The organism is Burkholderia sp. Ac-20345 (assembly GCF_017104825.1).
Lineage (GTDB): Bacteria > Pseudomonadota > Gammaproteobacteria > Burkholderiales > Burkholderiaceae > Burkholderia > Burkholderia lata_B.
Genome location: NZ_JAAGPO010000302.1, coordinates 1 through 8,451, shown reverse-complemented (window position 1 = coordinate 8,451; position 8,451 = coordinate 1). Strand labels below are relative to the sequence as shown.

General features: G+C 68.3%; 9 protein-coding genes and 1 pseudogene. 7 read left to right on the top strand and 3 right to left on the bottom strand.

The annotated features are described in order from the left end of the window. Window positions 1–4 precede the first annotated feature (4 nt). From G3O06_RS44835 to G3O06_RS44825, 3 genes and pseudogenes are all read left to right on the top strand, one after another. Window positions 5–85 (top strand): annotated as a pseudogene (locus G3O06_RS44835) (CopD family protein); the annotation flags it as partial. After that, a complete protein-coding gene (locus G3O06_RS44830) occupies window positions 84–1,073 on the top strand; it encodes an ABC transporter substrate-binding protein (RefSeq protein WP_205819917.1) in 990 nt (329 codons plus the stop codon). The pseudogene G3O06_RS44835 and the gene G3O06_RS44830, both read left to right, overlap by 2 nt. A gap of 109 nt (window positions 1,074–1,182) precedes the next feature. Continuing rightward, complete coding sequence (locus G3O06_RS44825) at window positions 1,183–2,493, top strand: MFS transporter (RefSeq protein WP_205819916.1); 1,311 nt, start codon at window positions 1,183–1,185, stop codon at window positions 2,491–2,493. A 12-nt stretch (window positions 2,494–2,505) separates the two neighbouring features. Here G3O06_RS44825 and G3O06_RS44820 read toward each other — a convergent pair whose 3' ends face one another. Next, window positions 2,506–3,186: a hypothetical protein gene (locus G3O06_RS44820; protein WP_205819915.1), complete on the bottom strand. Its 681-nt coding sequence runs from the start codon at window positions 3,184–3,186 to the stop codon at window positions 2,506–2,508. Window positions 3,187–3,411: 225 nt separating this feature from the next. On the opposite strand from G3O06_RS44820, the gene G3O06_RS44815 reads away from it, so the two are divergent. After that, window positions 3,412–3,687: a YlcI/YnfO family protein gene (locus tag G3O06_RS44815; RefSeq protein WP_175045737.1), complete on the top strand. Its 276-nt coding sequence runs from the start codon at window positions 3,412–3,414 to the stop codon at window positions 3,685–3,687. Beyond that, window positions 3,684–3,983 carry a type II toxin-antitoxin system RelE/ParE family toxin gene (locus tag G3O06_RS44810; RefSeq protein ID WP_205819914.1) on the top strand — a complete coding sequence of 100 codons (300 nt, stop codon included), beginning with the start codon at window positions 3,684–3,686 and terminating at the stop codon, window positions 3,981–3,983. The genes G3O06_RS44815 and G3O06_RS44810 overlap by 4 nt, the downstream gene beginning before the upstream one ends. Before the next feature lie 56 nt (window positions 3,984–4,039). Here the strand turns inward: G3O06_RS44810 and G3O06_RS44805 are convergent, their stop codons facing one another. Together G3O06_RS44805 and G3O06_RS44800 are read right to left on the bottom strand one after the other, a co-directional pair. Then, a complete protein-coding gene (locus G3O06_RS44805; RefSeq protein WP_205819913.1) occupies window positions 4,040–5,830 on the bottom strand; it encodes a sensor histidine kinase in 1,791 nt (596 codons plus the stop codon). Beyond that, complete coding sequence (locus tag G3O06_RS44800) at window positions 5,827–6,471, bottom strand: response regulator transcription factor (protein WP_174918140.1); 645 nt, start codon at window positions 6,469–6,471, stop codon at window positions 5,827–5,829. The genes G3O06_RS44805 and G3O06_RS44800 overlap by 4 nt, the downstream gene beginning before the upstream one ends. Window positions 6,472–6,804: 333 nt before the next feature. Between G3O06_RS44800 and G3O06_RS44795 the strand changes: the two genes are divergently transcribed. Both G3O06_RS44795 and G3O06_RS44790 read left to right on the top strand, forming a co-directional pair. Continuing rightward, on the top strand, window positions 6,805–7,257 hold the full coding sequence (locus G3O06_RS44795) for a hypothetical protein (RefSeq protein WP_205819912.1): 453 nt from the start codon (window positions 6,805–6,807) through the stop codon (window positions 7,255–7,257). 102 nt (window positions 7,258–7,359) lie between these two features. After that, on the top strand, window positions 7,360–8,451 hold a 1,092-nt coding region (locus G3O06_RS44790; RefSeq protein ID WP_205819911.1), incomplete at its 3' end, for a VTT domain-containing protein.

Sequence of the window (8,451 nt, the reverse complement as noted above, 5' to 3'; positions counted from 1 at the left end):
ACCGATGGCGATGCTCTGGGTCAAGACGTTCCATATCGTTCTGATCGCCGCGTGGTTCGCAGGGTTGTTCTACCTGCCGCGCATTGATCGCCGCCGGGCTCGGCGTGCTGGCCGCGCCGTCGCTCGTGCGCGCGAAGCCGCGCACGGTGCGGATTTCCAAAGGCTATGGCGTGCTGTACCTGCCGCTGCTCGTGATGGAGAAGCAGCGGCTGTTCGAGCAGCACGCGGCGCGCCACGGTGTGCGTGACGTGGCGGTCGACTGGGTGCTGCTCGACGGCGGCAATTCCGTCAACGACGCGATGATGGCCGGCACGCTCGATTTCGCAGGTGCCGGCGCACCGGGTTTCATCGAGCTGTGGGCGCGGGCGCGCGGCATTCCGAACGTCGAGGTGATCGGCATCAGTGGGCTGTCGACCACGTCGCTGTCGCTGAACGCGAACCGGCCGGGCCTCGTGTCGCTGCGCGACTTCACGCCGTCCGACCGGATCGCGGTGCCGGGTATCCGCACGTCGCTGTCGGCGGTGGTGCTGCAGATGGTCGCGAGCCGGCAGCTCGGGCCGAAGCATTTCGCGCAGCTCGATTCGATCACCGTGAACCTGCCGCATCCGCAGGCGATGCAGGCGCTGATCCGCCGCGAGAACGGTGTTACCGCGCACTTCACGTCGCCGCCGTTCTCGACGCTCGAATTGCGGCAGCCGGGCATTCACCGCATCGTGAATTCGGTCGACGTGCTCGGCCCGATGACGCTCGACGTCGTGTTCGCGCCGAAGCGGCTCGTCGATACGGAACCCGCGTTGGCCATCGCGTTTCTCGGCGCGCTCGACGAAGCGAACCGCCTGATCGCGCAGGATCCGCGCGCGGCGGCGGCGCTCTATGCGGCCTCGTCGGGCGTCGGCGTGTCGCACGACGACGTGATGCGGATGCTCGCCGCACCCGACACGCGCTTCTCGGTGCTGCCGAACCAGCTGATGGACTACGTCGAATTCCTGTACCTGGCCGGCACGATCAAGGCGAAGCCGCGTGCGTGGCACGAGATGTTCGCGCCGATGCTCGACGCCTACCGGTCGGGCTGATAACGCCGCGCCCTTTCATCGAAACATCCCGCGCTCGTGCGTTCGTCGCGCGGCGCCGATTCAACCGATATGCAACCGCTATGCAACCGATTCACGCAAGGAGCCTGAAGTGAACGCTACCGATACCCTGGACCCCGCGTCCGCCGAAGAACAGCGCATCATGTCGAAGATGGCGCGGCGCCTGCTGCCCATCCTCGTCGTGATGTTCCTGATCGCGTTCATCGACCGGCAGAACGTCGGCTTCGCGAAGCTGCAGATGGTGCACAGCCTCGGGATGACGGAAGCCGCGTTCGGGCTCGCGTCGTCGCTGTTCTTCATCGGCTACCTGCTGTTCGAGGTGCCGAGCACGCTCGCGCTGCATCGCTACGGCGCGCGTGTATGGCTCGCGCGGATCATGCTGACGTGGGGGCTCATCACCGTGCTGATGGGCTTCACGACGTCGATGCCCGCATTCTGCGCGCTGCGCTTCGTGCTCGGCATCGCCGAAGCCGGCTTCTATCCGGGCGTGATCTATTACCTGACGCTGTGGTTTCCGCAGAGCTATCGCGCGAAGGTGCTCGGCATCTTCACGCTCGGCAGCGCGCTCGCGAACATGCTCGGCTCGCTGGTCGGCGGCGTGCTGCTGAGCCTGAACGGCGTGTGGGGGCTCGCGGGCTGGCAGTGGGTGTTCGTGGCGACGGGCATCCCGGCGGTGATCGTCGCGATCGTCGTGTTCCGCGTGCTGCCCGCATCGGTGCGCGACGCGCGTTTCCTCGACGACCGCGAGAAGCAGATCGTCGAGGCCGCGCTCGAACGCGAGAAGCCCGCGCAGGCCGAGCACGGCCAGCCGTGGAAGGCGCTGCTCGATCCGCGCGTGATGCTGTTCGCGGCAACCTACATGCTGATGTCGACGTCGCTGTACGGCGTCACGTACTGGCTGCCGACGCTCGTGAAGTCGTTCGGCGTGTCGAGCAGCACGAACGGCTTCCTGAGCATGCTGCCGTGGGCGCTCGCGGTGCTGCTGCTGGTGTGGCTGCCGGGGAAGCTGCGCCGCGCGAAGAGCATCCTGCGCACGATCGCGATCGTCGCGGCGCTTGGCGCGCTCGGCTTCCTGCTGAGCCTCGTGCTGCCGTCGACGCCGCTGCGTTTCATCGCGCTCGTGTTGGGCGGCGCATGCATCCCGCTGCTGTATCCGTGCTTCTGGTCGATGCCGCCGCGCTACTTCACCGGTGCGCGGGCGGCGGCGAGCGTCGCGGCGATCAACTCGATCGGCAACCTCGGCGGCTTCTTCAGCCAGAACCTGATGCCGTTTGCCGGCAAGGTGACGGGCACCGCGTTCGGGCCGATGATCGTGCCGATCGTGTGTCTCGCGCTGCTCGGGATCGGCGCGCTGGTCGCGTGGACGCGGTCGGAGCGGGGGATGGTGGCGGCGCGGGCGTGACGGCGCGCGGCGTTACCGCTTCATCAACCGGTTCCCGACGAACGAGAAGTTGGCCGTTGCGTGCGTGTTCGACAGCAGGTACTTGAGCGCGTGGAGGTCGGGGGCGGTCGTCGTGAAGCGGTTGTCGCCGTCGAAGATGAAGTCCCACGTGACGATGCCGCGGCTGGTGCCGGGATCGTCCAGGTGGATCGCTTTCAGCGACGCAAGCGGATACGCGCGCTCGTGCCAGTCGAACAGGTGCCGCACGTAGAGGTGATCCGGTGTGACGATCTCGTAGCGCCGCAGGAAGGGCGTCGCGATGAGCAGGAGCACCGTCGTGAAGATCAGCCACGAGCGGGCGCCGCGCCACAGGACGGCCCGCGCCGACGGGCGGCCCCGCACCATGACGCGGTAGCGCGCGTAGGCGGGCTGCACGATGAGCGCGGTGCCGACCCACCAGGCGATCGCGATGAACCCGAGCGGCACGTTCATGAACGGCACCGAAAACGCGCCGACGAAGCTCGTCGGAAAATCCAGGAGCCGTGCGGTCGACACGAATCCGAGACCGATATAGCTGCCGGCCGGATGCGGGATGAACACGGCCGTCGTCAGTGCCTGCAGCGCGAGCAGGACGGGCCAGCACAGCAGCGATACGGCAAGCCAGCCGCCTGCGACCGCGCAGAAGATGAGTGCATAGCTGCGGAGTGTTTTCATCGTGGAGAAGGGGAATGGGATCGGCTGGCGCATCGGCGCGCAGGGGTACGGGACGTTGATGGCGACGGATTGTAGCGCCACGGAAATTCTTTCATCCCGAGCGGCGCGCAGGGATATGAGGACGGGTTGAAAGCGACTTTGTAAGTCGACCATCCAAACGGCCGACTGTGCGCGAGAATATCGACGTGGTACCATGCATTACATATGTAATGCATGGGGTGTGCAATGAAAACAGCCACGATGCCCGCGCTGCGGGTCGATCCGAAATTGCGCGAAGAGGCGGAATCTGTCCTGGCAGAAAACGAGACGCTGTCCGCGTTCATGGAGTCGGCGTTGCGCGATGGCATTGCGCGTCGACGCCTGCAGCACGAGTTTGTCGCACGCGGTCTGGCGTCTCGCGACGAGGCGCGGCGTACCGGCGAATATGTCGATGCCGCGGATGTGCAGAGCGAGCTTGAGAGCATGCTGAATGCCGCACGTGCAGCGAAGGCGGCTGATTGAGCTACCCGGTCCGCTATACGCGCGCGGCAAGTGAAGATCTGGTGCGGTTGTATCGATATCTGCTCGAGCGCGATGTGGACGCCGCGGCGAGGGCGCTGGAGGCGATCGAACGGGGCGTCGCCATGCTTAGGCTGTTTCCGTTCACGTGTCGCAAAATCGATGAGGGCAATCCGTTTCTGCGCGAGCTGATCGTGTCCTTCGGTATGTCAGGCTATGTCCTGCTGTTCGAGATCGAAAGTGCGGAGCAGGTCACGATCCTCGCCGTCCGCCATCAACGCGAAGACGACTATCACTGACCGGCCGGCGGCGGGGTATCGAGGCACCGACCCGCACCACTGCCTTCGCCGCGAACCTACCCGCGCGAACCCCCATCCCCGCCATGCGCAACCGTCACCTTCGCGGGCGACAGCGGAATCTCCACCTCGACCGTCGTTCCCTCGCCGAGCGTCGTCGCGATCCGCAGCGTGCCGCCGACGAGATACGCGCGCTCGCGTAACCCGACCAGCCCGAACGATCCCGACTTGCGCGGCACGCCGGGATCGAAACCCGCGCCGTCGTCGCGAATCGTCAGCTCGATCGCATGGTTCGCATGCACCAGCTCGACGTTCGCATGCGACGCGGCCGCGTGCCGCGCAACGTTCGCGAGCGCTTCCTGCGCGATGCGGAACACTGCCGTCGCATAAGGTTCGTCGAGCTGCAGCTCGGGCGGGTCGACATGCAGCGCGCATTCGATGCCGTGACGGTGCCGGAAATCCTCCACGAGCCATTGCATGGCCGCGGCGAAGCCGAGATCGTCGAGCATCAGCGGGCGCAGGTCCGACGCGATGCGGCGCGTCGCGGCCACCGCGCCGCGCGCCAGCGCGTGCATTGCCGCGATCTTGCGCGCCAGCTGCGCATCGTCCTGCGGCACGCGGTCGATCAGCCATTCGAGATCGTTCTTCAGCGTCGCGAGCGTCTGCGCGAGTTCGTCGTGCAGCTCGCGCGCGATGCGGCGTTGCTCGGCCTCGCGTGCGCTCGCGCTGATCGCGGCGATCTCGCGCAACTCCTCGCGCGATGCCTGCAGCGCCCGTTCCGCACGCACGCGGTCCTCGACTTCGCGTCGCAGGTCGCGGTTCGACGCGCTCAGTTGCGCGGTGCGCGCGGCGACGCGCTGTTCGAGTTGTTCGTTCGCGTCGTTCAGCTGCGCGCTCTTCTGCACGACGAGCAGATGCTGGTAGCGCGCGCCGGCCAGCGCGCGCACCGTCTGCGCATGCAGCCGGCCGTTCTCGAACAGCATCGCGAACAGCACGACGCCGGACGCGACGAGACCGTACGCGCGCCCCGCGTAGAAGCCGAGGTCGTAGCGCCCGTGATTCAGCATCGACGACAGCGCGATGTCGAACAGCCAGGCGACGAGCACCGTCATCACCCACAGGTCGAGCACGGAATGGCGCCGCCGCCGTTGCCACATCAGCATCAGCGCCACGAGGTTCAGCCCCCAGACGATCGTGATCGCGTTCGTCATCGTCGCGGCCATCCGGTTGCCGTTCATGATGCGCGGCAGGTGGTCGTGGCCGGCCGTCGCGAGCAGCGCAAGCGCGGCTGTCGCGCCGACCGCGGCCGCGATGCACAGCACTATGGGAATCGCCGCGCGGCGCTGCGGGGCCGGGATCGGGCCCGCCGCACGCGATGTCGCGCGCAGCAGCGCGTACGCGGCGACTGCCAGCGGAAAGCCGCCGTGCCAGAACAGGTACAGCCAGGCGGTGGTCTGGTCGCCGGCGCCGAGCAGGCCGGTCGGCGCGAACAGCCCCGGAAAGGTCAGCATGTGGGTGCCGGCCATGAAGCCCGTGAACAGGTAGCCGCCCGCGAGCACGAGCAGCGGCTTCTGGCGCAGGATCGCGTACTGGCCGAGCAGGAGGCCGGCCGTCACCATGTCGTTGACGACGATCGCCGATTGGTACACGGGGATGAACGCCCAGCCCGGCGCAAGCGGCCTGCCCGCGAACGGCGCAAGCGCGGTGAAGATCACGGCGGAGATGAGCACGGTCGCGAGCGCGAGCCGCCGTTCGCGCCGGCCCGGCGGCAGCGACGACATGAACAGGCGCGATGCGTCCGGGTCGTCGTCGTCCGGGGGCGAGGGCGGGACGCGGAAGGCGGCGGTCATGCGTCGCCGCCGGGGTCGAGGTCGTGGCGCACCGCGTAGCGGACCAGCGCGGCTTCGTGCGGCAGTTCCATCTTCTCGAGGATCCGTGTCTTGTATGTGCTGACCGTCTTCGCGCTCAGCGCGAGTTCGGTCGCGATCTGCGTGACGGTCTGGCCCGCGACGATGCGGCGCATCACGTCGAGTTCGCGCGCGGACAGCCGTTCGTGCGGCAGCGCCGCGGCCGGCGCGCGCAGCGTCAGCGCGAGGCTTTCGGCGGCCGACGGGCTCACGTAGACGCCGCCCGCTGCGACCTTGCCGACCGCCTCCACGAGCTCGGCGGTCGCGCTGTCCTTCGTCAGGTAGCCGGTCGCACCGGCCTTGAACGCGCGTGCCGCGTACTGCGCCTCCGCATGCATCGTCAGCACGAGCGTGCGCAGTGACGGCGCGTGGCGCTTCACCAGCCGGATCAGCTCGATGCCGGTCGGCGCAGGCATCGACAGGTCGAGCAGCAGCACGTCGGCGGCGCCGCGCTCGACGAGCGCGAGCGTGGCCGAGCCGTCGCTCGCCTCGCCGACGATTTCGAAACCGCCGGCCGTTTCCAGGATGTAACGCAGTCCGTCCCGCATGACTGCGTGATCGTCAGCCAGAATTACCCTGATCATCTAGCGATCCTCTTCGGGATGACGCCGCGCACTGCTGTCCGGTGGTCGCCGCGGCTGTTCTTCTGACCAATATATTCCGCCGAATCCGAAAACGGTACACATCCGGGAAATTTTCGAGATAGCCGATCGCGGAATGTGCACTGAAACGAAATAATCGCGAGGAAAAGGTACGCGGCGGAGCGGGTGCGAACCAGGGTATTCCCTGATGACTGCGGTGGCCGGAACGGGATGGCGCCGCGCGTCGCGAGCCGCCCCGCGAACCGCCCCGCGAACCGTCCCGATTCGGGACTAAACTGGTGCCCGATGCCACGCCACCATCCGAGGAGCCCCGCGATGATCGATCTTGCCGATATCCTGGCGTCCGCACTGCCCGCCGCCGTTGCATGGGCCGAAGCGGAGGCGGCGCGCGGGATCGCGCAGGGGGCGCCGCTGACGCCCGCGCAAGCCGACGACGCGCGCACGGTAGGTGTCGCGCAGCCGGAGCGGATCCGCGTGGTGATCGTCGACCGCATGCCGTTTCCCGAGGTGCCGTCGCTCGCCGCGATCGCCCGCGACACGGGCCTCCTGTCGCCGGGGACGATCGGGCTCACGCTCGGTCATGCGGTGTACGTGCTGCGCGGCCAGGACACGCGCCGCCTGCTGACCCACGAATTCCGCCACGTGCATCAGTACGAGGCCGCCGGATCGATCGGCGCGTTTCTCACGCGCTATCTGCAGGAGATCGCGACGGTCGGGTACCACGACGCGCCGCTCGAGGCCGACGCGCGGCAGCACGAGTTCGATTGATTCGTCACGCCGGCGCGACCGCGCGCAGCTCCCGATGAACGCTCCCCCTGCCATCGCCGGCCCGGCGTCCGCACGCCGCGGTGTCCCGCCGTGGAGCGGGCCATGAGCGACACGATCCACGCGTGGATCGGCGCGATCGGCGCGCATCCGCTGCTCGTGCTCGCGATCGTGTTCGTGACGGCCTGCGCCGAGGCGATCGCGCTGATCGGTACGGTCGTGCCGGCCGGCGCCGTGATGTTCGCGGCCGGTGCGCTGATCGGCGCGGGTGCGCTCGACGGCTGGACGACGATCGGTGTCGCGGCGGTCGGCGCCGTGATCGGCGACGGGATCAGCTACGAACTCGGGCGGCACTACCGCGGGGTGATCCGCAACGTGTGGGCGCGCTTCGGTTATGCGGCCGCCTACGGGCGCGGCGAGGAGTTCGTGCTGCGTCATGGCATGAAGAGCATCGTGCTCGCGCGCTTTCTTGCGCCGGTGCGTGCGGTCGTGCCGGTGGTCGTCGGCTGCGCGACGCTGCCGCGCCGGTCGTTCTATCCGGTCAACGTCATCTCGGCGCTCATCTGGGCGCCAGTGCACGTCGCGCCGGGCATCCTGTTCGGGGCGTCGGCCGCGCTGGCCGCGGCGATCAGCGTGCGGGTCGCCGTGATCCTGCTGGTCGTCGCGGCGCTGGTCGCGCTCGTGTGGATCGGTGTGCGCGTCGCGTTGCGGCGCGGCTGGCCGCTGTTGCGCCGTGCGCTCGTCGAAGGCGTGCACGCATGCGGGCACCGCTGGCCGCGCTTCGGCGCGCGACTGCACGACGCGATCGCTTACGTGCGTGGCCTGCCGGGCGCGGTGCCCGTGCTCGCGCTGCTGTTCATCGGCTGCGTGTGGCTGTTCGCGGGGATCGTGCAGGATGTCGTCGCGAACGATCCGCTGATGCACGCGGACATTGCGCTGTATGCGTTCCTGCAGAACCTGCGTACGCCACCGGTGGACGCCACGATGCGCGCGCTTGCGGTGCTGCACGGACACGATACGGGGCTGATCGTCGCGGCCGCGTTTCTCGTCTGGCTGTTGATCCATCGCTGCTGGCTGACGTCCGCGTGGTGGCTCGTGACGGTCGGCGTTGCCGTCGTGCTCGTGCCGGTGTTCGGCGCGGGCGTGCCCGGCGCGACGCCCGCGAGCCTGCCGCCCGGTGCGCTGCACGTGCAGCGA

Coding starts and splice junctions, on each gene's coding strand:
- G3O06_RS44820 (WP_205819915.1), bottom strand. CDS start 3,186: ATGAAAACACTCCGCAGCTATGCACTCATCTTCTGCGCGGTCGCAGGC.
- G3O06_RS44815 (WP_175045737.1), top strand. CDS start 3,412: ATGAAAACAGCCACGATGCCCGCGCTGCGGGTCGATCCGAAATTGCGC.
- G3O06_RS44805 (WP_205819913.1), bottom strand. CDS start 5,830: ATGACCGCCGCCTTCCGCGTCCCGCCCTCGCCCCCGGACGACGACGAC.
- G3O06_RS44800 (WP_174918140.1), bottom strand. CDS start 6,471: ATGATCAGGGTAATTCTGGCTGACGATCACGCAGTCATGCGGGACGGA.
- G3O06_RS44795 (WP_205819912.1), top strand. CDS start 6,805: ATGATCGATCTTGCCGATATCCTGGCGTCCGCACTGCCCGCCGCCGTT.